The organism is Pyxidicoccus caerfyrddinensis (assembly GCF_010894405.1).
In the GTDB taxonomy this organism is placed as follows: domain Bacteria; phylum Myxococcota; class Myxococcia; order Myxococcales; family Myxococcaceae; genus Myxococcus; species Myxococcus caerfyrddinensis.
In genome coordinates this window covers 144,796-168,794 of the sequence record NZ_JAAIYA010000021.1, presented here as the reverse complement: position 1 = coordinate 168,794, position 23,999 = coordinate 144,796, and the positions used below count along the sequence as shown (strand labels likewise).

At 69.7% G+C, this 23,999-nt stretch carries 24 protein-coding genes; 8 read left to right on the top strand and 16 right to left on the bottom strand.

Annotated elements, in window-relative coordinates; genetic code table 11:
- Nucleotides 1-168 precede the first annotated feature (168 nt).
- Nucleotides 169-678 carry a hypothetical protein gene (locus G4D86_RS38075; protein WP_163999192.1) on the bottom strand — a complete coding sequence of 170 codons (510 nt, stop codon included), beginning with the start codon at nucleotides 676-678 and terminating at the stop codon, nucleotides 169-171.
- Nucleotides 679-858: 180 nt separating this feature from the next.
- Here G4D86_RS38075 and G4D86_RS38070 point away from each other — a divergent pair, with 180 nt between their 5' ends.
- Together G4D86_RS38070 and G4D86_RS38065 are read left to right on the top strand one after the other, a co-directional pair.
- Nucleotides 859-1,233, top strand: coding sequence for a winged helix-turn-helix transcriptional regulator (locus G4D86_RS38070; protein ID WP_163999191.1), 375 nt, complete (start codon nucleotides 859-861; stop codon nucleotides 1,231-1,233).
- Complete coding sequence (locus G4D86_RS38065; RefSeq protein ID WP_121763063.1) at nucleotides 1,230-1,538, top strand: putative quinol monooxygenase; 309 nt, start codon at nucleotides 1,230-1,232, stop codon at nucleotides 1,536-1,538. Before G4D86_RS38070 ends, G4D86_RS38065 begins: the two co-directional genes overlap by 4 nt.
- A 33-nt stretch (nucleotides 1,539-1,571) precedes the next feature.
- Here the strand turns inward: G4D86_RS38065 and G4D86_RS38060 are convergent, their stop codons facing one another.
- From G4D86_RS38060 to G4D86_RS38050, 3 genes are all read right to left on the bottom strand, one after another.
- Nucleotides 1,572-3,218: a sigma 54-interacting transcriptional regulator gene (locus G4D86_RS38060; protein WP_163999190.1), complete on the bottom strand. Its 1,647-nt coding sequence runs from the start codon at nucleotides 3,216-3,218 to the stop codon at nucleotides 1,572-1,574.
- Between the two features lie 61 nt (nucleotides 3,219-3,279).
- Nucleotides 3,280-3,663, bottom strand: a complete 384-nt coding sequence (locus tag G4D86_RS38055) for a hypothetical protein (protein WP_163999189.1) — start codon at nucleotides 3,661-3,663, stop codon at nucleotides 3,280-3,282.
- A gap of 211 nt (nucleotides 3,664-3,874) precedes the next feature.
- On the bottom strand, nucleotides 3,875-4,177 hold the full coding sequence (locus tag G4D86_RS38050; protein ID WP_163999188.1) for a helix-turn-helix domain-containing protein: 303 nt from the start codon (nucleotides 4,175-4,177) through the stop codon (nucleotides 3,875-3,877).
- A 126-nt stretch (nucleotides 4,178-4,303) separates the two neighbouring features.
- Between G4D86_RS38050 and G4D86_RS38045 the strand changes: the two genes are divergently transcribed.
- A complete protein-coding gene (locus tag G4D86_RS38045; protein ID WP_163999187.1) occupies nucleotides 4,304-4,669 on the top strand; it encodes a VOC family protein in 366 nt (121 codons plus the stop codon).
- Here the strand turns inward: G4D86_RS38045 and G4D86_RS38040 are convergent.
- The 5 genes from G4D86_RS38040 to G4D86_RS38020 form a co-directional block, all read right to left on the bottom strand.
- Nucleotides 4,626-5,087, bottom strand: coding sequence for a DUF4326 domain-containing protein (locus G4D86_RS38040; RefSeq protein WP_163999186.1), 462 nt, complete (start codon nucleotides 5,085-5,087; stop codon nucleotides 4,626-4,628). The two genes, G4D86_RS38045 and G4D86_RS38040, sit on opposite strands and share 44 nt — an antisense overlap.
- 19 nt (nucleotides 5,088-5,106) lie before the next feature.
- A complete protein-coding gene (locus G4D86_RS38035; protein WP_163999185.1) occupies nucleotides 5,107-5,385 on the bottom strand; it encodes a hypothetical protein in 279 nt (92 codons plus the stop codon).
- Between the two features lie 60 nt (nucleotides 5,386-5,445).
- Nucleotides 5,446-6,027, bottom strand: coding sequence for a DUF7691 family protein (locus G4D86_RS38030; RefSeq protein ID WP_163999184.1), 582 nt, complete (start codon nucleotides 6,025-6,027; stop codon nucleotides 5,446-5,448).
- A gap of 72 nt (nucleotides 6,028-6,099) precedes the next feature.
- Nucleotides 6,100-6,828 (bottom strand): class I SAM-dependent methyltransferase, encoded by a 729-nt coding sequence (locus G4D86_RS38025; protein ID WP_163999183.1) that lies wholly within the window; start codon nucleotides 6,826-6,828, stop codon nucleotides 6,100-6,102.
- A gap of 59 nt (nucleotides 6,829-6,887) precedes the next feature.
- Nucleotides 6,888-7,376 carry a hypothetical protein gene (locus G4D86_RS38020; RefSeq protein WP_163999182.1) on the bottom strand — a complete coding sequence of 163 codons (489 nt, stop codon included), beginning with the start codon at nucleotides 7,374-7,376 and terminating at the stop codon, nucleotides 6,888-6,890.
- A 112-nt stretch (nucleotides 7,377-7,488) separates the two neighbouring features.
- Between G4D86_RS38020 and G4D86_RS38015 the strand changes: the two genes are divergently transcribed.
- Both G4D86_RS38015 and G4D86_RS38010 read left to right on the top strand, forming a co-directional pair.
- A complete protein-coding gene (locus G4D86_RS38015; protein ID WP_163999181.1) occupies nucleotides 7,489-8,841 on the top strand; it encodes an AHH domain-containing protein in 1,353 nt (450 codons plus the stop codon).
- Nucleotides 8,842-8,850: 9 nt separating this feature from the next.
- Nucleotides 8,851-9,417: an imm11 family protein gene (locus tag G4D86_RS38010; RefSeq protein WP_163999180.1), complete on the top strand. Its 567-nt coding sequence runs from the start codon at nucleotides 8,851-8,853 to the stop codon at nucleotides 9,415-9,417.
- A gap of 13 nt (nucleotides 9,418-9,430) precedes the next feature.
- On the opposite strand, the gene epsA is transcribed toward G4D86_RS38010, so the two are convergent.
- The 6 genes from epsA to G4D86_RS52320 form a co-directional block, all read right to left on the bottom strand.
- Complete coding sequence (epsA, locus tag G4D86_RS38005) at nucleotides 9,431-10,234, bottom strand: exopolysaccharide biosynthesis glycosyltransferase EpsA (RefSeq protein WP_163999179.1); 804 nt, start codon at nucleotides 10,232-10,234, stop codon at nucleotides 9,431-9,433.
- Nucleotides 10,231-12,447 (bottom strand): GH44 family glycoside hydrolase EpsB, encoded by a 2,217-nt coding sequence (gene epsB / locus G4D86_RS38000; protein ID WP_163999178.1) that lies wholly within the window; start codon nucleotides 12,445-12,447, stop codon nucleotides 10,231-10,233. The genes epsA and epsB overlap by 4 nt, the downstream gene beginning before the upstream one ends.
- 35 nt (nucleotides 12,448-12,482) lie before the next feature.
- The gene (gene epsC / locus G4D86_RS37995) at nucleotides 12,483-13,037 is read right to left on the bottom strand and encodes a serine O-acetyltransferase EpsC (protein WP_163999177.1); all 555 of its coding nucleotides are present in this window, start codon (nucleotides 13,035-13,037) and stop codon (nucleotides 12,483-12,485) included.
- Nucleotides 13,038-13,046: 9 nt separating this feature from the next.
- Nucleotides 13,047-14,063, bottom strand: coding sequence for an exopolysaccharide biosynthesis glycosyltransferase EpsD (gene epsD, locus G4D86_RS37990; RefSeq protein ID WP_163999176.1), 1,017 nt, complete (start codon nucleotides 14,061-14,063; stop codon nucleotides 13,047-13,049).
- Nucleotides 14,060-14,587 (bottom strand): hypothetical protein, encoded by a 528-nt coding sequence (locus tag G4D86_RS37985; RefSeq protein WP_163999175.1) that lies wholly within the window; start codon nucleotides 14,585-14,587, stop codon nucleotides 14,060-14,062. The genes epsD and G4D86_RS37985 overlap by 4 nt, the downstream gene beginning before the upstream one ends.
- Before the next feature lie 163 nt (nucleotides 14,588-14,750).
- Nucleotides 14,751-16,493, bottom strand: a complete 1,743-nt coding sequence (locus tag G4D86_RS52320) for a hypothetical protein (protein WP_205520100.1) — start codon at nucleotides 16,491-16,493, stop codon at nucleotides 14,751-14,753.
- A 321-nt stretch (nucleotides 16,494-16,814) separates the two neighbouring features.
- Here G4D86_RS52320 and G4D86_RS37975 point away from each other — a divergent pair, with 321 nt between their 5' ends.
- The 3 genes from G4D86_RS37975 to mgtE all read left to right on the top strand — a co-directional run bounded on the left by G4D86_RS37975 (nucleotide 16,815) and on the right by mgtE (nucleotide 22,364).
- A complete protein-coding gene (locus G4D86_RS37975; RefSeq protein WP_163999174.1) occupies nucleotides 16,815-18,986 on the top strand; it encodes a patatin-like phospholipase domain-containing protein in 2,172 nt (723 codons plus the stop codon).
- 368 nt (nucleotides 18,987-19,354) lie between these two features.
- On the top strand, nucleotides 19,355-20,842 hold the full coding sequence (gene epsF, locus G4D86_RS37970) for a response regulator EpsF (protein WP_163999234.1): 1,488 nt from the start codon (nucleotides 19,355-19,357) through the stop codon (nucleotides 20,840-20,842).
- A gap of 202 nt (nucleotides 20,843-21,044) precedes the next feature.
- Nucleotides 21,045-22,364 (top strand): magnesium transporter, encoded by a 1,320-nt coding sequence (gene mgtE / locus G4D86_RS37965; protein WP_163999173.1) that lies wholly within the window; start codon nucleotides 21,045-21,047, stop codon nucleotides 22,362-22,364.
- 7 nt (nucleotides 22,365-22,371) lie between these two features.
- Here the strand turns inward: mgtE and wzy are convergent, their stop codons facing one another.
- A complete protein-coding gene (gene wzy / locus G4D86_RS37960; protein WP_205520097.1) occupies nucleotides 22,372-23,964 on the bottom strand; it encodes an exopolysaccharide repeat unit polymerase in 1,593 nt (530 codons plus the stop codon).
- Between the last annotated feature and the right edge of the window lie 35 nt (nucleotides 23,965-23,999).

The following is a 23,999-nucleotide window of genomic DNA, read 5'->3' as shown; positions in this document are numbered from 1 at the left end:
ACCTGCCCTCCAGGTTCGACACCGTGATGCCCCGCGCATCGAGCACGTGGCATGCCATGCAACCCGGGGGGGCGTGTCGAGTGATGTCCTGGAGAGACGGCTTGCGCGCCGGCGTGCCGACACGTCGGGCGGCACGAGACGACACGTCGGCGTGCGTCGGAGGCCGTGCTACCCGGAGGTGACGACGCTGAGGTTGCCCTTGATGGTGTCGGTGACGCCGCCGCCCTCACCGGTGTCCGTCAGGTTGGCGCAGCCGCTCGTGCAGTCGCTGCCCTTCTGCTGGCAGACGCCGAGCGTGTAGAGGCCATCCGCGGGCGCGCTGACGTCCGTCTTCCCGCCCGAGGACACGCTCTTCGGCGTCACGGCGTTCTTGCCTTCGGAGTCGACGATGGCGACGCAGGCCGTGTACGTCAGGTCGTTCGTCACGGTCATCGTGCCGGTGTTGCACAGCAGCCAGTCGGAGCCGGGCGCCGGGTCGAACTTCTTCCTGCCCGAGTCGTCCAGCTTCACGCTGATGGACAGGCTGTCCTTGCAGAGTGACCCATCTCGCGCTCCAGCGCCCTGGGACTCCATGGTGACGGTCTCCGGCTCACCGGCCTCCGCGCCCTTCGAGCGCGTCGCGCAGGCGCTTCCCCAGACCACGGCCACCACTGCCACCACGGCGTATCGCTTGTGCATGTGCGGTTCCCTCCCGTTTCACGGCGAGGCACCAGCGTACAGGGCCCTGTGTGCGCCCCGCGCGAAAGTCGTGCGACCCGGTGCACCCGCGTCCGGGACGTGTCAGTGCACCTCCCGCGCCGTCAACGCACCGGATGGTTCGTTGATTGCGGAGAGGGCGGGGGATAGGGAAGGGCGGACATGGCTTCTTCCCTGAATCGGACCTTCAACTGTCCCGTCGAGCTCGCGCTGGAAGTGCTCGGGGGCAAGTGGAAGGTCGTGATGCTCGCGCGGCTGAAGGAAGGGCCGCTGCGGTACGCGGAGCTGCGGCGACTGACGCCGCGCATGAGCGAGAAGATGCTCACCCAGCGGCTGCGCGAGCTGGAGGAGCAGGGGCTCATCCAGCGCGTCACGCGGCCGGGCGCGGGGAAGCAGGTCTTCTACGCGCTGACACCCCGGGGCGAGTCCGCGCGCCCCACGCTCCAGGCGCTCTACGACTGGGGCCTGCGCCTCGCCGATGAAGTGGGCGCCCGTATCGAAGCACCCCGACCCGCACCCCGAAGGAAAACCGCATGATTGTCGAATACATCCGCTACACGATTCCCGAGTCCGAAGCAGAGGCGTTCATCGCCAGCTACACCCGCGCGCAGGACGCGCTCCTCGCGTCGTCCCACTGCCTGGGCTGGGAGCTGTCGCGCTGCACGGAGGATGCGACGCGCTTCATCCTCCGCATCCAGTGGGACTCGGCCGAGGGGCACATGCAGGGCTTCCGCAAGAGCCCGGAGTTCGCGCGCTTCTTCGCGGAGATTCGTCCCTACGTCGGTCGCATCGAGGAGATGCGCCACTACGCGCTCACGCCCGTCGCCGGTGTGAAGCGCTGACGGACTGGCGCGGGCTCGCGCCCGTGGGACGCATCAGGCGTTCCGCGGCGTGAGGCCCAGCTCCTTCAAGCGCCGGCCCAGCGCGCGGCGGGACACCTCCAGCCGGCGCACCATGGTGTCCAGGTCGCCGTCGCATTCCTCGAAGCAGCGGGTGATTTCCTCCGTGCTCAGGTCCCCGGCGGTGCGCAGGTTGGGGCTCTTGTCGATGAGGTCGTACAGCGAGGGCCGCGCAATCCCGAGCGCCTCCGCCGTGGCCTTGAGGTCCCAGTCGTTCTCCCGCAGCGCGGCGAGCAGCTCCTGCTCGGTGAGCTGCGACGCCTTCCGGCGCGGCGCCGCCTTCTCGGGCGAGGGCTCGGAGGAAACAGGAGCGGCAGCCGCCTCCGGGTGCCTGGGCGCGGGCATCGCATTGGCCGGAGCCTTCCGGGCCGCGGCCTCCAGTTCCTGCTCCAGCCGGGGCTCCACCAGCAGGCCAGGTTGACCCCGGCTGCCGATGACGAGCTGCCGCGCCAGGTTGCGAAGCTGGCGGATGTTGCCCGGCCACGCGAAGCGCACCAGTCGCACCGCGAGCGGCGCGGGCAGCCATGGCTCCGCGTACGCATCGTCGTTGTCCAGCCGGTGCGCCTCTCCAATCGTCTCCAGCTCTTCGCGGGCGAAGTGGAGGAACAGGCGGCCGATGTCCTCGCGCCGTTCGCGCAGCGGGGGCACGTGGATGTCGTAGCCGGCGAGCCGGTGCATCAGCGGCGCCTTGAAGCGGCCGTCCCGAATCTGCTCCTCCAGGTTCGCGTCCGTGGCGGCCAGCAGGCGCACGTCCACGGTGACGGGGGTGCTGCCGCCGACGGGGTACAGCTCGCCCGTCTCCAGCACGCGCAGCAGCATCACCTGCACCTCGGGCGGGGCCTCGCCTACCTCGTCGAGGAACAGCGTGCCGCCGTGCGCGGCGCGGAAGAAGCCCTCGCGGCCCTGGGTGGCGCCCGTGTACGCGCCCTTCTGTGTGCCGAACAGCTCGGCGGCGGCCAGCTCCTTGGGGATGGCGCCCAGGTTGACGCTGAGGAACGTCCCATCCCGGCGCCGGCTGCGCTGGTGGATGGCCTGGGCCACGCGCTCCTTGCCCGTGCCCGTCTCGCCGCGAATCAACACCGGCACGTCCAGGTCCGCCACGCGCTCGATGTGCCGGCGCAGGCGCCGCACGCCGGTGCTCTCACCCACCATGCCCAGCGTATCGGCGGTGGGCGTTTCCTCCGCGAGGTCCGTCAGGTGCAGCAGCACCACCACGTGCCCGCCCAGCTCCAGCGGCACACCGTCGGCCAGCTCCTCCTGGGTCAGCTCCCAGGAGCCCTGCATCGGCGTGCCGGCGATGCTCACCTGCGTGCCGCCGTCGCTGTTGGTCAGCCGCACGCTGCCAGGCAGCGAGCCCGGGGCGAGGTGCAGCGGCTTGCGGCTGATGAACGGATCCAACAGCGGCTCGCCCAGCGCGGAGCCGGGACGCGTGAAGTCCGGGCCGTTGCGAGACAGGTCCACCGCCCTGCCGGCGGTGATGGCGTCGAGCAGCAGTCGCTCGCCGACGCGCCGGGGCAGGGGATGCGACACGACGGTCAGCGCCGGGACGGCGCGGGGCTCCTTCGGGCCGCCACTCCGTTTCGGGAGGGCGGCAGTGGAGACATCGGCGAGCGAGCGGGACATGGGGGGCCTCGGGGCCAGTCGGCTCACTCTACTCCAGCACCACGAGCAGGCCCGGTTGCGCTCAGGAGATGAACCACGCGGCCGACACGTTCCAGCCGTCGAGCGAGCCGCTCTCCTGCGCGGACAGACCCCCGTCGGCCTGCCAGGTGATGCTGTTCTTGCCCACGGAGGGAATGGCCCACTGGAGGGTGAACGTCGCGCCGTTCGTCGCCTGGTAGACGACGTAGCCGTTGGCGGCGTTGGAGAAGTCGCCCGGGCTGGTGAACTGCCCGGACTGGCCGGCCGCGATGGTGCCCGGCGGCGGCTGCACCCACGTCAGGGCCGAGGCCGACTTCACGAGGGTGAGGACCCCCGAGGTCTGGTTCATGAGCGTGGCCTTGAGGCTCTCGGTCGTCTGCGGCGAGGGCTGCTCGTTCGTGGGCTTGGGGACGGAAACGGTCGGCATGGCACGACTCCTTCGCGTGGGTGGGCGGGGCGCGTCGGAGCCAGCGACTCTCCGTTCGTGCCTGCCCTCCCCTTGTGCAGTGCGTGTGCCATGACCCGCCGCTGCGCTTTCTCCTCTGACGCCGCGTGCTTCCGTCCGTCCCGCCATGTCGGGCGCGCGTGTGCGGCGTGTCGGGAGCCGCGCGCCGACATGTCGGAAGCGTGTCGGGTCACTACCTCCCGCGCACCCACGGCCGGAGGACTTCGTAGACAGGCACGGCGGTGAGGCTGGCGCGCTCGGCCTTCACGAGCCTGCGCTGCTTGAGCAGGCGCAGCGCGCCCTGCACGGCGCTCTTGGACAGACCGGTGTCCTCGGCGACCTGCGCGAGGCTCGCGGAGACGGACCTGTCCCTCGTACCCGCCGTGCGGTGCCACAGGTGCAGGTACACGAGGAACGCCGAGGGCGAGCGGTCATGCCCCACCAGGTCCGGCATCAGCGTCTGGAGGACATAGGCATCCACGGGGACGGTGCTCATGTGCTGTAGTCCCTATCGCTATAGTTGCTCGCACTATAGTGCATACGCGGCGCCTTCCGCTGGCGCTCAATCCACGCTACCTGACGTTCCGCGTGCCCGGGCGTGGTGCGCGCGGAGACAGCGGACATGATCAAGATGGTGAAGTTCGTCAGCATCCCGGTGAGCGACCAGGACCGGGCCCTCGCGTTCTACACGGAGAAGCTCGGGTTCAAGGTGGCCACGGACCAGCGGTTCAACGAGAAGCAGCGTTGGATCGAGCTGAAGATTCCCGGCGCCGAGACGGGCGTCGTCCTCTTCACGCCCGAGGGCCATGAGGACCGCATCGGCAGCTTCTTCAACGGCTCGTTCGCGTGCGACGACGCGATGAAGACGTACGAGACGCTGAGCGCGCGCGGGGTGGAGTTCGACGGGCCACCGCAGAAGCAGCCCTGGGGTACCTTCCTGAAGTTCAAGGACCCGGACGGCAACCAGTTCGTCCTCTCGTCGCGCTGAGGGCGTCCACCCACTCGGAGAGGACGTCCGCGTGGCAGGGGCCGGGCTTGCAGAAGCAGCCCAGGCGCTTGCCGCGCAGGCCCAGCACGGCGGCGCGGTAGTCCGCGTCGTGCCGGGCGCGCAATTCCAGGTACCAGCGGAAGGACTCGAAGGCGTCCTCGTCGGGGCCCATGCGGTGCAGGGCCTCCTCGCGGATGCGCGCCTGTTCGTCCTCCGGCAGCGCCGCGAGCCACGGGGCGAAGTAGGTGCGGAACATCGCGCCCGGAGTGCGCACGCCTCCGGGCTTGAAGGGATTGCCGAAGCGGCCGGGCACCGGGTTGATGGGGCTCGGCTTCGCGTAGGCGCGGAAGGCCCGGCCCACGTACACGTCACAGCCGTCGTGCACGTGGACCGCGGTGGTGCGCTGTGTCCCGCTCATTCCCTGGGCTTCCTCGCGCCTACTTCTTCCCGCGCTTCTTGCCCGAGGCCGGCACGGCAGCGGGCGTGGCGGCCTCCTCGGCGGCGACCTTCAGCTCGTCGCGCTCCTTCGTCACGGAGGCGACCTCACCCTCCAGCTCGGTGACCTTGTCCTTGAGCGCCTTGTTCTCCGCGCGCAGCGAGTCCGCGTCCTTGCGCGCCGTGTTCGCCTCGATGCGGGCCTTGTTCAGCTCGCGCGAGGAACCGCACCCGACGAGGGGAACCACCGCCAGCGCCGCCACAGCCATCCATGCCTTCATCTGTCCTGCTCCTGGTTGTCTCGGGCCCACGGTGCCGCGGGCCCGGAAGTCCTGCGTGACTCAGTGATAGTAGCTGACGAGCCCACGCCCCTGGGCCGCCGCGTCCCGGAACCAGCCCCGGACGCACTCCACGATAGCGGCCTCCTCGCCCTTCGGCGTCTTCGCGCCCTCGAAGGCGGCGGCCACCTTCTTCACCTCGGCCTCGTCGACCCAGCCGGTGAGGGGGAAGTCGTCCGGGTAGGGGAGCTTGACGGGGAGGCTGGAGCCGTGGAGCGAGTCCAGCTCGAAGGGCACGCCCAGCTTCTTCAGCACGGCGTTGACGGGGGCGAAGTCGGGCGAGCTCCACGGGTACACGGCGCCGTTGTCGAGGAAGCGTCCGAAGTGCTCGACGAGGAGCTTGAAGGCGTAGAAGTAGATGCCGCCGCGAGCGCCGTCCGGCACGGTGCCGTCGATGATCTGCCGCAGGGCTTCGTACGTGTTGGGTCCGCCGGAGGCGATGGAGTGCTCGAACAGCTCATCCAGACTGGCGAGGTCGCGCTTGAAGCGTCCGCCAATCATGCGGCGGAGCTTCTCGTCCTTCGAGCCGGCCGCCTGCCGCAGCTTGTTCGTGTCCACCGACCACACCATGAAGCCGTAGCCCACGCAGTGCCCCCGTCTGCGAAAGTCGTCCCGATGTAGTCACCACTCGCGGCGGACTGCAACACCCGTGGAGGCTCAGCCGCGGTACTCGTGAATCCACACGTGCTCGAGGCCCCAGGTGAAGAGCAGCCGGTGCTGGGAGAGGACGGTGAATCCTTGGGCCTCCACCGGTCGCGTCACGGTGAGGATGCGTGTGCCGGGACGACAGGTGCGGAAGCGCTCCACGAGCCGGGCGCGCGTCTCCGGGGTGAGCGCCGTCCAGTTGGTGAAGACGTGGGTGGCATCCGTGAGGTCCGCGAGCGTCGCGTCACCGACGACGAGCTGTGCGCCCGCGCGTTGCAGCGGCCCGGCGGCAATGGCGACATGGCCCGGGAGCAGCTCCACGCCGCGAGCCTGAGCACCCAGCCACCGCGCGGCGAGCAGCGTGCGCCCGCGCCCCGCGCCCAGGTCCACCAGGTGCCCGTCCTTCCCGAGCCCGGCCTTGCGGAAGAGCCACAGCGCGGTGTGCACGGGCGTCTCGCCGTACATCAATTCGTTGAAGGTCTGCCCGCTGGCCTGGAGCAGACGCGTGAGCTCGAAGGAGCGGCGCAGCCGGTAGGGGGACACGAGGGCTTCACGCAGCCACAGTCCCAGGTAGGGCCCGAGCAGCCGGGGCCGCCATATCAGCACCGCGAGGTCCCCGAGCCGCGTGAGCAGCTCGAGGACCATGGACCACAGGCGGATGAGGATGAGCCGGGGCAGGGACACGGCGAAGTCGTCGTCGTGTGGCGCCTTCACCGGCGGGCTGGAGGGCTCCTGGGACATGGCTTCGAGGTGCCCAGGATAGCACCCGGGCTGAGTGGCTCCGGGCCAGGGGAGTGGGGCTACTCGGGACGCCGCTGGTGCCGTCCCGCGCGCAGGAAGGCGAGGATGGCGGCCTTGTCGCCCGTGGCCAGCTCGTACGGTGTGCCCGGGGCGATGACGCCCTGACGTGCGGCGAGGGCGTCCACGGCCTGCTGTGCCTGGGTGAGCTGAATGCCGGCCCCACCCCCGCCGAGCACGAGCGGAGCACCCAGCTTGAGGTCGAGAACGACGACCCAACGCCGCGCGGGGCGTGGCTCCGACATGTCCACCACGACGAAGTCTCCCGCGAAGCGGCGCTGGTCACAGCGGAAGACCCACATGTTCCGCTTGCGGCTGAGCAGCTCCCGCACGAAGGGCTTCTCGTCACTCTTCAGGGCGTAGCGTTCGGAGAGGAGCGAGGCGGAGGAGAGGGAGTGGCCCTCCTCCTTCGCGAGCAGCAGTGCCCACGGGTTGGCGTGCCCGAGCAACGGCAGGGTGACGGGCAGGACGATGGGGGGCTCGCGAGGCATGTGTCGGATGGGTCCGCCAGCGGCAATCCACGATTGTGCTGCGTGGACCGCATCCACGACCATTGTCTACGCAGTGCGGAGACAATTGCGAGCGCCCGCAGAGGTAACGCCGATGACGCGACGTTGGGCAGTGCCACTGTTCCTGCTGTTCGTTGGGACGGGCTGTTCGACGGCCCGACTCGTGCGCCTCCAAATGGACCATGACGTCACGCTCGTCACCCCACGCGAGGAAGAAGGCACTGCGCAGGAGGAGGCCGAAGTCGATGACGCCGAGTTCCAGGAGGTCATGGTGGATCTCGCTCGAGACGTGCGGCCCTTCTCCAACCCACTACGCGAGGCCCGAGCTCTCTTCGGCGTTCCCAGACGTGGTGGCGTGTACTGGTATGAGGGACGCGGTCATCGTCTCATCCCCCTGAGTGAGGACGCGGGTGCGGACGGCCCGCGCCTGCTGGAGTCGTATGCGGATGATGAGCTGACACGTGACTATGGCCGATGGTGCGAACGCAGGGAGCAGCCCGGAGACTGCCTGCGCTTGCTGGATGAGGGGCCCCTGCTGGCGAGCGACGGCAAGTACGCACTCGCCATGGCCATTGCCATGGACTCGGTGTGGCAGGAGACAGCGGATGCCCTGAAGGCCGTGGCGAATCCCGAGGCACTCCTCGCCACCGTCACGGCCTCTGTCACGATGTACATGCTCCTCTGGGCACTCCCTGAGCCGGTGAGCAAAGGACTGGCGGCGCTCCTGACGGCCACCGCCATCGCCTACCTGGGCGTGGACACCGTGTGGCGTCTGCTGGATGGGTGGGTATCGCTGGTGCGGAAGGTGGACCGTGCTACTTCCTTCGAGCAGCTCAGTGAAGTCGGTGAGGAGTATGGCGCGGTGCTGGGGGAGAGCGCGGCGCGCGTCTTCATCATGTTGACCACCGCTGCCATCGGGAACACGGCGGGACTGGCGGTGAAGGCCTCCGGACTGCCCGGCTCCGCCCAGGCGGCCCTCATGGTGGAGGCCCAGGCGGGCTACTCGTATGTGGCCATCGGAGGCGTGGAGTCGGTGGCGATGACGGCCGAGGGCTTCACCATCGCGCTCGCTCCCAACGCGGTCGCGATGTCGATCCGAGGGACGAAGAGTCGCCGCACCCACGATCATCACCTCGCCACCAACAAGAACAGCGTCTCCACCGCGCGCGGCGGCCCCTGGACGCCGAGGTTCCAGAAGATCTTCAGGAAGGCGGGGATGGAGCTGAAGGACCCCGAGAACGTCGTGCCCGTCGAGGGACACCTGGGGCCTCACCCCCAGCGGTACCACGAGCTGGTCTTCGAGGAGCTGGATGCGGCAACGGCCCACTGCCGAAGGGTCAGGGAGTGTCGTGCCTTCCTGGAGGCTGCACTCAAGCGCCTGGCCAGGGAGGTGACCACTCCCGGAACAGAGCTGAACCTGCTCGTCACCCACGGGGCAACCCCGTAGGTTTCGTCCATGTCCCGGCGCTTCTTCGAGCTACACGATGACGTCCAGGTCCCCGGGCGCTGGCACCTGGACGCGCCTACCGACAGCAGGGGCCGCGAGGTGAAGGACCCTGACAGGTTCAGGCAGGGGACTCCGGTCCACGTGAAGGGGCGGCTGCGCATCCCCATTGAAGAACCGGGACGCCCCCTGGACTTCACCGAGGCGGGGCTGCGCATCCCCGTCGTCCATGTCCGCGTGGCGACGCTCTTCTCGGAGCTGGCCTCCAACGACGTACAACTCATCCCCGTGGACATCGAGGGACATCCAGACCAGTACCTGCTTCTGGTGGCCACCCGCCTCATCCGCTGCATCGATGAGCAGGCGTCCCGGATTCAGCGCTGGACGCCTGAGGACGGAGTGCCCGAGAAGGTCGGGCAGTACGCCTCTGTGCGCGGCCTGCGAATCGACAAGGCGAAGGCGGGTGATGTCAGGGTGCTCCGGCCCGAGGGCTGGACGGGAGCACTCATCATCTCCGAGGACCTCAAGACCTCCCTGGAGCGCATCAAGGCCACGGGCGTGAAGTTCACGGAGGTGTAGCCCTCTCCCGGCGCTACTCCGCCTTCCCACCCGTCCGCTGCCAGAACTCACGCAGCAGAATCGTGGCGAAGCGCGAGTCATTCAGGATGTACCGCCGCCACAGCCGCTTCGGCTCATTCGCCAGTCGGTACAGCCACTCGAACCCCGCCTTCGCAATCCACTGCGGCGCGCGCTTCGCGGTGCCGGCGATGAAGTCGAACCCCGCGCCCACGCCAATCGCCACGGTGGGCCCCAGCTTGTGCGCCACCTGCGAAATCCACACCTCCTGCTTCGGGCTCCCCAGCGCCACGAAGAGCAGGTGCGGGTCCTTCTCGCGAATCTTCGCCACAATCGGGTCGTTCTGCGCGTCGCCCGCGTCCAGCTTCACCATGGGCGAGTCCCAGCCCACGACCTCAATCCCGTACTTCTCGCGGACGGTGTTCGCCACCTTCTCCGCCACGCCCGGGCCCGCGCCCATCAGGTACACGCGCCACTTGCGCTCTGAACCCGCCTGCATCAGCGGCAGGATGAGGTCCGAGCCCGCGATCCGCTCCGGCAGCGACACGTCCATCGCCTTGGACGCCCAGACAATGGGCATCCCATCCACCACCGAAATCGTGGCGCGCGAGTACGCCTCGCGGAACTCCGCGTTGTCCTCGGCCAGCACCACGTGGTCCACGTTGGCCGTGAAGACGTAGCCCCCCTGGTGCAAGTCCACCAGGCGGCCAATCTCGCGGATGGCCTCCTCGAAGGTGAGCTGGTCGATGGCGAGCTGGCCGATGCGCAGGCGCGGCTTGCCGGTGGAGAAGGAGGACGTCGAAGTGGAAGCGGCGTTCATGGCTTCTTCACCGTCAAATCGAGCACCGTCATGGAATAGGGCGGCAGCCGCTGTGTCAGCGAGCCCTCCGCCTTCGCACCGGGAGTCTGCTCGGCGAAGCCCCCCGGCGCGCCCGAGTAACCCAGCACGCGCACGCTGTCGAGCGTACCGCAGCCCTTCAGCTCAATCTGGGCCTGCGCGGCCTCGTCGGGGTTGAAGTTGAGGACCACCGCCACCAGCTTCTTCCCCGAGTCGTCCCGCGAGACGAACAGGCTGGTGCCCTCCGCCGCCTTCGCCGGCACCCAGTTGTCCTGGAAGCGGCCACCCTTGCCGTCGAAGTCGCGGTACGCGCGGAACGCCCAGAACACCGGCGAGGCGTCGGGCGGGTACTGCCAGAAGAAGGCGGAGAGGATGTTCTCCTGCGCGAAGCGGCCCAGGGCCTCGGCCTGTGCCAGGCCGCCGCTCATGTGCTTGAAGGCGCCGAAGTTGTACTCGCCGATGGAGATGCCCCGGCCGGGGTAGTTCTCCGCAATCCACTCCTTCATCCGGGGGATGAGGCGGACGGGCTCGCCAATCCAGGACTCGTCCTTGTAGGTCGGGTCCCACAGGCCGCGCACGCTGCGGATGCGCCGCGCGTTGGTCTCCTTGTCCGTGTTGCCGTCCAGCCCCACGCCCACGTTGGTCTGCGGGTAGAAGTGCAGGTCCACCACGTCGAGGATGCGCGTGCCCGTCTTCTTCTCGTGCTCGCGCAACTGCCGCAGGTACCAGGGCAGCAGCGGCTCGTTGCCGTGCGCGAGCCGGTCCGAATGGTTCATCTTCCCCGGCGCGAAGTCGGCCGCGGACCAGAGGTAGTTCGTCCAGCCCCACTCGGCCGGGCCGGCGATGACACCCTCGGGGTCCGCCTTCCGGACCGCGGTGCCATACGCAATCGTCCGCTTGAGCAATTCGTCGTAGCCGAGCGGCTCGGGGAACACGTCGCGGTGCGTGGAGTTCCAGAGCATCGGCTCGTTGTCCAGGATGTACATCTGGACGCCGCGCTGGCCGCGGGACTTGTCCTTCTCGCGGATGGACGCAATCCACTCGGCGATGAACTCGGGCGGGGCCTCCACGCTGGTGAGCGAGGGCTCGCCGGGCTTCAGCGGGGTGCCGTCTCGGCTGGTGCCATTGCCGTTGCCGTTGTCATCGCGTTGCTGCGCGCCGAAGCGGGACACGGGGAAGCCGGCGGACTTCGTGTCCTTGGCCACCCAGCCCAGCATGGGCACGGTGAGCGCGGACTGGATGCCGCGCTTGCGGTTCGTCTCCAGGAAGTCGTCGGAGGAGACGCCGATGTCGACGTTCTCGTAGTACCAGTCGTTGGCCGTGTTCCACGCGCCGCCCAGCTTCCAGTTGTAGCGGGACGTGGGGTTGCCGCCCCAGCGGCGCGCGCTGGCGCCCATGCGGAACTGGTGCGTGTCCTGCTTCTCGTGCAGGCCGTCGAAGGCGATGCCGTAGATGAGCGGGCTGATGCGGTGGCTCGGCGCGGTGCAGTCGATGGACATGCGCGCCTCGCGGCCGTTGCCCTTGCCGGCCTTGCCGCCTCCCGCGGCGAGCGCGGCGGCGACCTCCGGCGGCAGCGGGACGAGCGCCACCTTGTCGAAGAGCACCCAGTCGCGGCCCACGTCCTTGGACGCGCGCAGCACCACGCGGTCGAACGCCTCGCCGCGCGGGTTGAGCAGGTCCATGGGGATGACGACCTCCGTCCACTCGCCGTCCTTCTTGACCTTGAGCTCGGGAGTCACCGGGATGCGCGGGAAGGTGATGGCGCCGGGGCCGTCGAGACGCGCCTCCAGGAACTCGCCGTAGGCCTCCGGGGCGCTGAAGCGGAACGCGAGCGCGCCGAAGGCCCCCTCCAGCTTCGGCCGGTAGAGAATCCACCCGCCGTAGTTGAACAGGCGCATGCGCGCCGGAGCGCCCTTGGGCAGCTCGCGAGGCGACCAGCCGATGTCATTCCAACCGGCGGACAGGCCGCCGTCGTAGACCATGACGGGCGCGGTGGACGGGGCCGCCGGGGCCGCCGGCGCGCTCGGAGCGGTGTCCGTCGCTGGAGCCTGCGCCTCCGCGCCCGAGCCACCCGTGCCCTCCGCGTCCGTGCCCATTGTGGCGCGAGCCACCGCCACCGTCCCGCCCGCGAGCAGGGCGCACGACAGCACGGCCGCGCCAGCCTTCATCCGCGCACGCTTCACATCAACCTCCATGAGCCTCGTTCCCCCGGATGCACGGCAGCGGCGCCTCAGAGCGCGACGTCGTCCTGGTCCTTGCGCGGGAAGATGCGGGCGGGAATGCCCACGGCCACGCTGTCGGGAGGAACGTCCTGGAGCACCACCGCATTCGCGCCAATCCGCGAGCGCGCGCCGATGCGCACCGGCCCGAGGATGCGCGCCCCGGCGCCAATCCACACGTCATCCTCGATGACGGGGTAGCCGTTGTCCTTGGCGGTGCCCACGGTGTTGTTGCCGTAGAAGCGCACGCGGTCGCCAATCCTCGAGTCGCCGCCGATGACGACGCCCAGGCTGTGCACGAAGTACACGCCGCTGCCGAGCGTGACGTCCTTGCCGATTTCAATCCCCATCACCGCCGTCTGCGTCACGCGCAGCACGTGGTTGACCAGGGGAATCCGGAACGCGAGCGCCGCCTCGCGAGCGCGGTTGAGCGCCGTAATCCGGTACGAGTCGCTGGTCAGCACCACCTTGGCGATGGACTTCGCGTCCGTGGTGCCGTTGGCGGCCTTCGCCAGCTCCAGCGCGTCCGTGACGAGCGAGCCAATCATCGAAGTCTTGAGCTTCATGGTGCCCACTCAGTCCTTTCGCCCCTGCAGGTAGCGGGCGACCTCGCGGGCGATGCCCGTCCATCCGCCGGCCTCGTTGCGGGCGCCGCGCAGGTACTCCATGCCGTACACCACGGAGGTGCCGGCGAAGGCGGCCTTCTCCAGCCCCAGCTTGTCCGCTGTCTTCGCCACGTTCATCACCGTGTTCGTCAGCACGCGCGTGGCCTCGGGGGCGACGATGGTGGCGGCGAGCAGCGGGCGGGCCAGCGGGTTGGTCTCGAAGAGCAGCCGCCACGGATTGAGGCCGCGCACGTCCGGGTGCTTGCGCGCCACCTGCGTGTCGAACATGCCGTAGCGGTTGGCGCGCTTGAGCCAGCGCTCGAAGGACACGTGGTCGCTGCCGTGCAGCACGTACGCGTCGCGGGCGAAGACGAAGGTGCAGCCGGCCTTCTCCAGGCGGACGCCGAGCTCCACGTCCTCGGACTGACCCAGGGACTTGTCGAAGCCGCCCACGCCCACGTAGTCGGCGCGGGGGAAGGACACGTTGCCGGTGTACAGGTTGGTGCCCCGGGCGCGCGCGCCGGGAGCGGACAATTCGTCGGCCATGCGGCCGTTGAGGTACGCGTACCAGCGCTCGAACAGCGGCATGTCGCCAATGGACGGGTCCGGGCGGATGCGGCCGAGCACCACGTGGCGCGAGCCGGGCGGGTGGTGCGCCAGGTGCCGCTCCAGGAAGTCCGGGGCCACCTGCATGTCGTCATCGGTGACGAGGACGACTTCGCCGCGCGAGGCAATCACGCCCCGGTGGCGCGCGGCGGCGGCGCCGGCGTTCTGCTGCACCTCCACACGCAGGGGGTACGGGAGCTTCTGGGCGAGCAGCGGCTCGCGCACGGGCTCCTTCGAGCCGTCGTCCACGACCACGACTTCGAACTGCTCGGGCGGGAGCGTCTGCCCGGCGAGCTGCCACAACAGGCGCGTGATGAGCGGCAGCCGGTTGTAGGTGGCGATGACGACGCTGAGGCGGGGTGTGGAGGCGGCGGCGGTCATGGCTTCTTCTTCTTGTCCTGCGCGGCCTTGGCCTTCTTCTTCTTGGCCTTGGGGAAGATGACGCTGCCCACGAAGCGCTCGGCGCCCACGTACTCCATCGTCTTGCGGGCGGCGCTGAACTCCGTGTCGCCGAGCCCGACGCAGAGCAGGACGCCGTCGGAGGCGAGGGCCAGGGGCAGGCTGGCGGGGTGCGTGAGGAGGGAGTCGAGGACGACGACGACGCGCTCACCCTGGGCGATGCGCTCGCGCAGCTGCACGACGAGGCGCGTGGCGTCTCCGGGGGTGATGCCGGTGGCGTCCTGGAGGTGGATTTTCTGCGAGTACGCGTAGGGCGCGCCGGCCTCGAGGATGGCGGTGGCGGCTTCGAGCGCGGGCCCTCCGGGTTGGGCGGGGACGATGGTGAGGTAGGACCAGGCGCGGCGCTCGAGCGCGAACCACAGCCGCTGCAGCTCCGGAGAGGGCACGGAGCTGTCGGGCGGAGTGGCATCCGCGGGACTGGAGGGTGCGCTGGAGTCGGCGGCCATAGGGGAGGCGCCCGGTATAGCGCAACGCGTGGCGGTGGCCCAACGACCTGCCCGGGCGGGCAGGGGAGCGGGTGTCGGTTGCCCTGCTCCCAGGGATTTCGCGGGGTTCTGGCGGGGGGGAGGGGCCCGGCCGGGCGCCGCGTGGGCGCCCGGCGCCCCTGTCTCAGCCCGCGGAGTAGAGGTCCGGGGACTGGGAGATGAACGAGTGGTCCCGGGGCGGCTGGTCCGCTCGCACGGGAGCAATCAGTCCGTTGGTGTTGCCGGGGTTGTTGATGAGCGTGAGGAAGTTGTCGGCAATCTCCCGGTAGATCTGGGCGGCCGTCTTGGTGCCGTTGTTGAACGCGCGGGACTGGTCCTCCGTCCAGCCCTTGTTGAAGGCCACCAGCAGCGCCCAGTCGGGCTGGGCGGCTTCCAGCCCGGGCCACGAGGTCAGCATGGGGCCGAAGGGTGTCTGCTGCGTGCCCACGCCCCGCGCGGCGTCCTCCGCCGACGGCATGGCATTCGGGTAGACCTGCTGCGCCTTGTAGAGCGTGAGGTTCGCGAAGACCATCAGGTTGTAATACGGGTCCTGCACCGCGCGGGCGATGTCGATGTCCGGCATCTGCAGCGTGAGGTTGGCGTCCGTCGGGAAGGGGTCCGCGGCCGTGCCCTGGATGCGCTCGCCGTTCTGGTAGACCTCCACGGCCGCGGCGATGGTGACCGTGGGGAAGGTGAGCTGCGTGATTCCCAGCCCCAGCGTGTCGCCCGTGGTGCGGTCTCCCTGCTTGACGCCCGCGTCCCAGCCGATGTTGACGGGCACCTGCTGGCCGTTGACCTGGATGGTGGGCCAGCCGTTCTTGCCCTGGACCTGGGTCCACAGCTGCGGGTAGCCGTCTCCGTTCATGTTCCGGAACTGGTCCTCCGGCTCCAGGAACTGACGCGGGTAGGGGTCCTGGTAGTAGCGCGCCTGGGACTCGCCGAAGGTGTAGGCCTTGAGGATTTCGGCGGGGACGCCCGTGCGCAGCTCCACGGCCTCGAAGAGGATGAGGTACTCGTTGCGGGAGAAGTCCGTCACGCCCGCCATGGCGCGCTCCGAGATGAGGTCGGCGCGGGTGAGGACGGCGGCGCGGCGCGCGCGCTCGTCGGACGGGAGGTCCGCCGGCTGGGTCGCGAGGTAGGCGTCATACTTCGCGAGGGCGGCAGTGGCGGCTTCCTCGCGGAGGGCGTTGGCCTCGGCGATGTTCGCGCCCTGGGGAATGACCGCGTTGTCGCGCGCGGCCGTCCGGATGGCGGACCGGGCGCGGTCTCCGCTGAAGCCGTCCGCCACGGACATGGAGACCAGCGCCGGGTCGATGTTCGAGCGCGCGATGGCGGCGTCCCGCTCGGGGCCCGGCGGCGCGGAGAGGATGTCGTGGACGGCCTGCCCGGAGGCGGTGCCGGCGACCTGGTAATGGCGGTTCTGCTGGAGGAAGTCGCCCACGGAGGACCACTGGCCGGTGGCGGGGTCCCACAGCTGGTCTCCCTTGCGGATGACGACATGGCCGGAGTCGCCCTCGGCGCCGGACCGGGTGTCGCGCAGGAAGACCACCTCGCCCTCGGCGAGCAGCCGGGGGTCGGCCGCGAGCTGGTCTCCCACCAGGTCCAGGCAGTTGGCCTGCGAGTCGCGGGTGTTCTCCGAGCGCAGCGTGGTGGCGGCGGGCTCCGAGCCCAGGTCGGGCGCTCGGGACAGCGGCCGTCGCGAGGTGAAGGCGTCCTGGGGCTGGCCCGTCTTCCGAGCGGCTTCCTCCGCGGCACGCCGGACGGCTTCCTCGGCAGCACGTCGAGCTGCTTCCTCCGCTGCGCGCCGGGCGGCTTCCTCCGCCGCGCGCCGGGTCACGTCCCCCGACGTGAATGACGAGACCTGCGGTCCAGTGATGGTGCTTCCCATGGCTGTTCCCCCTCTTCGGTGTCACCCCCGCAATGGAGTGACACCTGAATCTTCGAGAGCACGGCGAGGAAGGTTCATCGGGCAAGTGGCCGTGGCGACCCTGGAACCGGGCCGACGGAAGCCGGCGGATGCATCATCCCCATGGCTCGGGGGCCCTGAGACTTCGGGCTGGCAGGCCGGTGGTGCCCGCCGGCCGGGGCACGCTCCTGTGCGTCGTCTGCGTGACCAGCGCCCCATCTGTTCCCGCTCCGTGCACGCCGTTCTGCTTTCCTCCGCCTGATACCGCCCCGGTCCCCAGGGCCGAGGCGAGCGAGGCAAACGATGCAAGAGAGCGGCAGCGGCGAGGCCTGTCCCCCGACGGTGGAGCGTGAGCACCTGAACGACAGGCCGGGCCAGGCGTGCGACCTCATCATGAAGGGAGGCGTGACGAGCGGCGTCGTCTACCCGCCCGCCATCCTCGAGCTCGCGGGGAAGTACCGCTTCCACTCGATTGGCGGCGCCTCCGCGGGAGCCATCGCCGCCGCGGCCGCCGCCGCCGCGGAGTACGGCCGGCAGACCGTCTCGTCCAGGGGAGCGAAGTCCCACGGCTTCATCCGGCTCGCGGAGATGAACGACGAGCTGACGCGGCCGGGCTTCGTGAGAGACCTCTTCAAGCCCACCGACGCCTGCCGTCCGCTCTACAGGTCCGTGCTGGCCTGGCAGGAGGGCAACGCGAAGGAGCGCAAGCGGGCGCGCGAGAAGCAGGAGCGTGAGCGCAGCCAGACCGGCGCAGGAGCGCAGCCGCCCGCGCAGCCGCCGCCCCCTCCCAGCTGGGCCGCGCGACAGGTCCACCGGCTGTGGCAGGTGGCGCGGGTCAACGGCGTCTGCCTGAAGTCCGTCCCCGGCTCCTACGTCCTCGGGGGCGTGCTGGGCCTCGTCCTCGCGGCGGTGCTCGTCAGCGGCAGTGTCCTCTGGGCCCTCGCGTGGTGGATGACGGGCGAAGGTGTGCCCCGCGTGTTCGGGAGCCTCGTCGTGCTCCTGGCTCTGGGCATCAGCGGCGTCAGCACCGTGCTGGGCGGACTGCTCGCGAGCGTGCTCACCCTGCTGCGCGTCGTCGGCCGGCTGAACCAGAAGGACACGCAGAAGTTTGGCATCTGTCCCGGCAGTGACGGCGCCGGTGCGCCGCTGGCGAAGGACTCGGGGCTGGCGCTGACGGACTGGCTGCACGTGCGCCTCAACGAGCTGGCGGGTCGCGGCCCGCTGGACGCGCCCATCACCGTGCGGGAATTGCGGAAGGGCGGCGGCATCCACTTCAAGCTGGTGACGAGCAACCTCACGCTCGGTCAGCCCTACACGCTGCCGATGACGCGCAGCACGCGCTCGTTCTTCTTCCGGAGGAGCGACCTCGCCCGCCTCTTCCCGGCGCCGGTCCTCGAAGCGCTGGTGACGTGGGGCCAGCAGAACCGGCCCACCCGCTCCGTGCGCATCCGCGACGAGGACGCGGAGGAGTTCCTGCGCTTCCCCATGGGCGAGGACATGCCCCTGGTGGTGGCCACGCGGCTGAGCCTCAGCTTCCCGGTGCTGCTGAGCGCGGTGCGGCTCTACTCGGTGAAGACGGAGAAGTACCGCAAGGGGAGTGACGGCAAGCCGCAGACGCTCGACCTGACGAAGGACGTGGAGGAGCACTGGCTGAGCGACGGGGGCATCACCAGCAACTTCCCCATCCACGTCTTCGACGCCTGGGTGCCCCAGCATCCGACGTTCGGCATCACCCTCTACGACTCGCCATTGACGCGCGTCCTGGAGCAGCGCGAGGGACACCAGGGCGAGAAGGACCCGAGGGACTCCGTCCTCCTGCCGCACCCGAGGGACTTCGACCAGGCGCGGCCGCAGCGCACGGCCATCCACGACGTGCTCGGCTTCCTGCGCGCCGTGTTCGAGACGGCGCAGAGCTACCGCGACAACGCGCAGGCGGGGATGCCCGGCTACCGCGAGCGCATCCTCCAGCTCTTCATGGACTCGAACGAGGGCGGCCTCAACCTGGACATGGAGCCCGCGGTCATCGAGCACATCCAGGCCAAGGGCCGCTGCGCGGCGCGGGAGCTGCTCACGCGCTACGACACCCTCGACAGCGTCCACTTCCTCGAGCACCGCTGGGTCCGCATGCACGTGCTGATGTCCGAGCTGGAGCGCCAGCTCCTCGAGGTCCGCGGGCTGTTCCCGAAGGACCTCTGGAAGCAGGCCCTGCTCAAGCGCTTCGACGCGCTCTTCGCGGCCCAGCTGGAGGCGCAGACCCCCGGGCACGAGCCGTGGTACCGGCGCAAGGACGCGCGCTGGTGCGCGGAGGCCCGGGGGCGCCTGGAGGCGTTGCTGGACCTCGTCGAGAAGTGGGACGCGTCCCAGCAGGCGTGGAGGCGGGAGCATCCGGCCCGGGACGAGGCCGCCGCGCCCTTCTTCTTCGCGGAGAATCCGCCCAGGCCCGAGGGAGTCCTCAAGGTCATCCCGAATCCGTGAAGCGCGGCGTGGCTGCCTCCCCGCACGGTGGGTGCTGCCTCGCGACGGTGCGGTCTCTCGGGGAAGGGGCCGCATTCCCGCGGAGGCTTCCTGCTCCCGGTGTGCGGCAGGCTCGGTGGGATTGCCGGGATGCGGTCATGGACTGGCCCCGGTCGGAGGCTGGCGTCATGATTGGGGGACCTGGCCGGGGCAGTCCTTCCCGCCTCGTCCGCCACCGGGCCGGAGTCTCGGGGGCCCGTTGTCGGAAGGCCCGGCGCTGATTACCGCGAGGGTTCACAGCCAGAAAGGAGGCGAGGTCGTTGGAAGGCTCCCAGCAACTCTTCGCGAATGCCTCCGTCAAGGCCGAGCCGGCTCCCACGAGCATCCTCATGGTCGACGACCACGAGGCGAACCTGCTCGCCCTGGAAGCCATCCTGGAGCCGCTCGGCCAGCGGCTGGTGAAGGCGTCCTCGGGGCCCGAGGCCCTGCGGTGGCTGCTGCGCGAGGACTTCGCCCTCCTGTTGCTCGACGTGCAGATGCCGGGGATGGACGGCTTCGAGACGGCGCGTCTCATCCGCCAGCGGCAGCGCACGCGCTACACGCCCATCATCTTCCTCACCGCGCACAGCCGCGACGAGGCGCACCTGGTGCACGGCTACGCGACGGGCGCGGCGGACTACGTGGTGAAGCCGTTCAACCCGGACGTGCTGCGCTGGAAGGTGGAGGCCTTCGTCGCGTTGTACCGCCAGCAGCAGCGCCTGCAGGCCCAGGAGGCGGCGCTGTGGGAGCGTGAGCGGCACATCCTGGAGCGGCAGAGCGAGCTGCGCTTCCGGCGGCTGGTGGACTCGATGCCGCAGTTCGTCTGGGCGCTGCTGGTGGACGGCACCATCAGCTACGCCAACCGGGGGTGGCTGGAGTACGCGGCGCTGACGCCACAGCAGGCGCGGCGGAGCGAGGAGACACGGCGCTTCATGCATCCGGAGGACCTGCCGCGCGTCCATGACGCCTGGTCGGCGTCGCTGCGCACCGGGCAGCCGCTGGAGGCGGAGTACCGGCTGCGGCGCGCGAAGGACGGTGAGTACCGCTGGTTCCTCGGCCGCACGCTGCCCGAGCGGGACGAGGAGGGCCAGGTCGTCGGCTGGATTGCCACGGCGACGGACATCGACGACGCGCGGCGGGCGGTGGAGGTGCTGCGGGCGGCCAGCGAGGCCAAGGACATGTTCCTCACCATGGCGGCGCACGAGCTACGCACGCCGCTGCAGGCGGCGCGGAGCTACGCGCACCTGGCGAAGGTGAAGGCGGGGCCGGAGCTGGAGCCGGGAGTGGACAAGGCGCTGCGCGGCATCCACCGCAGCGTGAATCGCATGGCGAGCCTGGTGGAAAACCTGCTGGACGTGGGGTGGCTCCAGCGGGGCGAGCTGAACCTGGAGCCCGGAGAGGTGGACCTGGGCGCCCTGCTGCGCGAGGTGGTGGAGCACTTCCAGCCGCTGCCGGAGGAGTACCGCATCGACGTGGAGGCGCCGGAGTCGCTGGTGCTGCGGGGAGACCGGGAGCGGCTGGACCAGGTGTTCACCAACCTGGTGGCCAATGCGCTGCGCTACTCCCCTGGGGGCGGGCCGGTGCGGCTCACGGTGCGCGAGGAGCCGGGGCAGGTGCACGTGGAGGTGACGGACCGGGGGCTGGGGATTCCGCCGGGGCAGCTGGAGCACATCTTCGAGCGCTTCAGCCGCGCGCACGGAATCTCCTACGGCGGGCTGGGGCTGGGGCTGGCGATTTCGCGAGGCATCGTCGCGCGCCACGGCGGGCGCATCTGGGCGGAGTCGACAGGTCGCGAGGGTGAGGGCAGCACGTTCCACGTCGTGCTGCCGCGGGGCTGAGCGCGGGGACGGGCTTCACCCCCGGCGTGCGTCCTGCCTGCCTGCTCGCTGCTCCAACGACTCCACCCTTCCCGCGCTGTCCGTCCCCATCAGGACATAGCGGGGCCGCACGGCGCGAAACGATTCCCTCCCGGTGCCCGCCGTGCTTGAAGGCGCCACATGCGCTGGCGCCGTCCGGCCGCGCGGGTGGAGGGAGGCGACCTTGAGTCCCGAGACGGAGCCCATCCTCGAAGACGAGCTGCGGGACGCCTGGCCGGTGCTGTCTCCACGCGACAGGGTGGAGGGCTTCCGCCTGCTGCCCCCCGCGAGCGCGGATGACTTCTTCCTCTCCCTGTCCTCGCAGGAGCAGGCCGGGCTGCTGCTGGCGCTGCTGCCCGGGGAGCGCCGCACGTGGATGCGGGTGCTCGCGCCCGACGACGCGGCGGACGTCATCCAGCACCTGCCTCCCGAGGAGCGCGGCACCTTCCTGGGGCTGCTCGATGACACCTCCCGCCGCGAGGTGCAGGCGCTGCTGGCCTACGAGGAGGACGAGGCGGGTGGGTTGATGAACCCCCGCTTCGTGCGCGTGCGCCCGGAGTCGAGCATCGACGAGGCGCTCAGCTACCTGCGCAAGCAGGCCCGCGAGAAGGTGGAGACCGTCTACTACGGCTACGTGCTGGACCCCGAGCAGCACCTGCTGGGCGTGGTCTCCCTGCGCCAGCTCTTCCAGGCCGCGCCGGGCAAGGTGGTGCGGGACGTGATGCGCACGGACCTCGTCACCGTGACGGAGGAGACGGACCAGGAGGTGGTGGGCCGCCTCTTCGCGGAGCACCACCTCGCGGCCATCCCCGTCATCGACGCCCAGCGGCACATGAAGGGCATCGTCACCGTGGACGACATCGTCAGTGTCGTCCAGGAGGAGGCCACCGAGGACATCCAGAAGGTCGGCGGCATGGAGGCGCTCGACGCGCCGTACTTCGAGGTGGGCTTCGTCGCCATGCTGAAGAAGCGCGCCGGCTGGCTGCTGGTGCTCTTCGTGTCGGAGATGCTCACCGCCACCGCCATGTCCCGCTACGAGGCGGAGATTGCCCGCGCCGTCGTGTTGAGCCTCTTCGTGCCGCTCATCATCTCCTCGGGAGGCAACGCCGGCAGCCAGGCCTCCACGCTCATCATCCGCTCGCTGGCGCTGACCGAGGTGCGCCTCCGGGACTGGTGGCGCGTCATGCGGCGAGAGCTGCTGTCGGGGCTCGCGCTCGGCGGGGTGCTGGGCGTGGTGGGTCTGTTGCGCATCCTGCTGTGGCAGTCCATCTTCCACAGCTACGGCGAGCACGCCACGCGGGTGGCCATCACCGTCGGCGTGTCCGTGCTGGGCGTGGTGATGTGGGGGACGCTGTCCGGCTCCATGCTGCCGTTCGCCCTGCGCAGACTGGGCTTCGACCCGGCGAGCGCCTCCGCGCCCTTCGTGGCCACCCTCGTGGACGTCAGCGGGCTGGTCATCTACTTCACCACCGCCGAGGTCGTCCTCCGCGGCACGCTGCTCTAGCGCTCGCTCACGACGCCTTGCTGGTGCCGGACGTCGCCGCGGTCCCCTCCTGGTTCGGGAAGGAGATGGCGCCGGGCGGCGGGACGGGGGCGGCTGGCGACAGCGAGAGCAGCGTGCTGTTCGGCATGGGCCATGCCCCCGACAGCACGGCCAGCTTGCCCGCCATGGCCACGCAGACCGAGATGTGGAACGTGCAGATGTACGAGATGATGCCCATGTCCCCGAACACCTGATTGATGTACGCGGCCACGATGCCGACGATGATGAGCGCGCAGGCGCGGTCCTCGGAGACGGGACTTCGGTGGTACGCGCGCACCGCCATGTACACGGTGACCACGAGGTACAGCCACACGCCCGTGTAGCCGAGCATCCCTCCGAAGGCGAACAGCCCCAGCAGCGAGTCATGCGGGTGGAAGCGGTACTGGGGGAAGACGAAGGCGATGTCCGGCAGCGGCACCGGCAGCAGGAACTCGTGGCCGTACCCCGTGCCCAGGAGGGGGAACTGGGCCCAGGTGGCAATCAGGTCCAGGTTCTCGATGTCCCGGTAGTCCAGGTTGCCCTCGCCGCCCTGGCCTTCAATCAGCGACTTGATGGTGTCCACCGGCCCGAAGATGCCCGTGGGCCGGTTCCACCCCACCGCGATGTAGACGATGAGGAAGGGAGCGATGAACGGCAACGTCCGCACGAGGAAGCGCTTGAGCGGCGTCCACGGGTTGATGAGGAAGGCGGCCAGCAGGCAGCCCACGAGGCTGACGTAGGCCAGACGCCTGTCGTTGAACACCATCCCCGTGATGATGATGGCGATGACGGCCAGGCCCCGGATGAGGTGCGCCGCCTTGGGTTGCTCGATGAAGCGGACCAGCACCACCAGGAGGCAGAAGATGAACGTCATCGAGTCCGAGTGGGACGTCGTGTACTCCACGAAGATGCCCAGGGCGGGGATGATGACGAGGGCGAAGTAGCTGCCCACCAGCGCCTTGGTGATGCCGGCGGCGATGACGATTTTCGCGATGATGGGCCAGTCCTGCGGACCGCGCAGGGCGTAGTGATACATGGCGACGATGAACGGCATCATCGCGGCCTGGTGCCACTGCCAGAGCGATTGCTTGAAGTCCCCACCCCGGACAACGCCGCGCACCTCCATGAACAAGAGGGCGAAGAGTGACAGCGCCGTCACGGCGATGAGCGGCCGGGGCATGGGCGGCGTCGGCGGGTCGATTTTGGACCCCACCACCTTCCGGTACATGGCCAGCCCCATCAGCCCGACGATGAGCACGTCGATGAGGGGGAAGCGCAGCGCCCCAATCTTGGTGATGTAGCTGAGCTGGGCGAACAGCAGCTCCCCGATGGGGTACAGCGGGGACTCCCAGAGGCCGGACTGGGGGCGCTCGGCCACGTAGTCCACGGCCAGCGTCAGGTACGTCACCACGAAGACGGGGTAGCGGACGGGCACCTTGAGGATGACCCACACCACGGCGACGCCCAGCACGGGGGCCAGGGCGACGATGGGGTGGATGATGCCCCCTCCCACGGTGGCCAGCACCAGGAAGCCGAGGAGCGCGAGGTAGCGCAGGTAGGGTGGGCGCTCGGGGGAGTACATCGTGGGCGGGAGGAGGCTACATCTGGAGGTCGGGT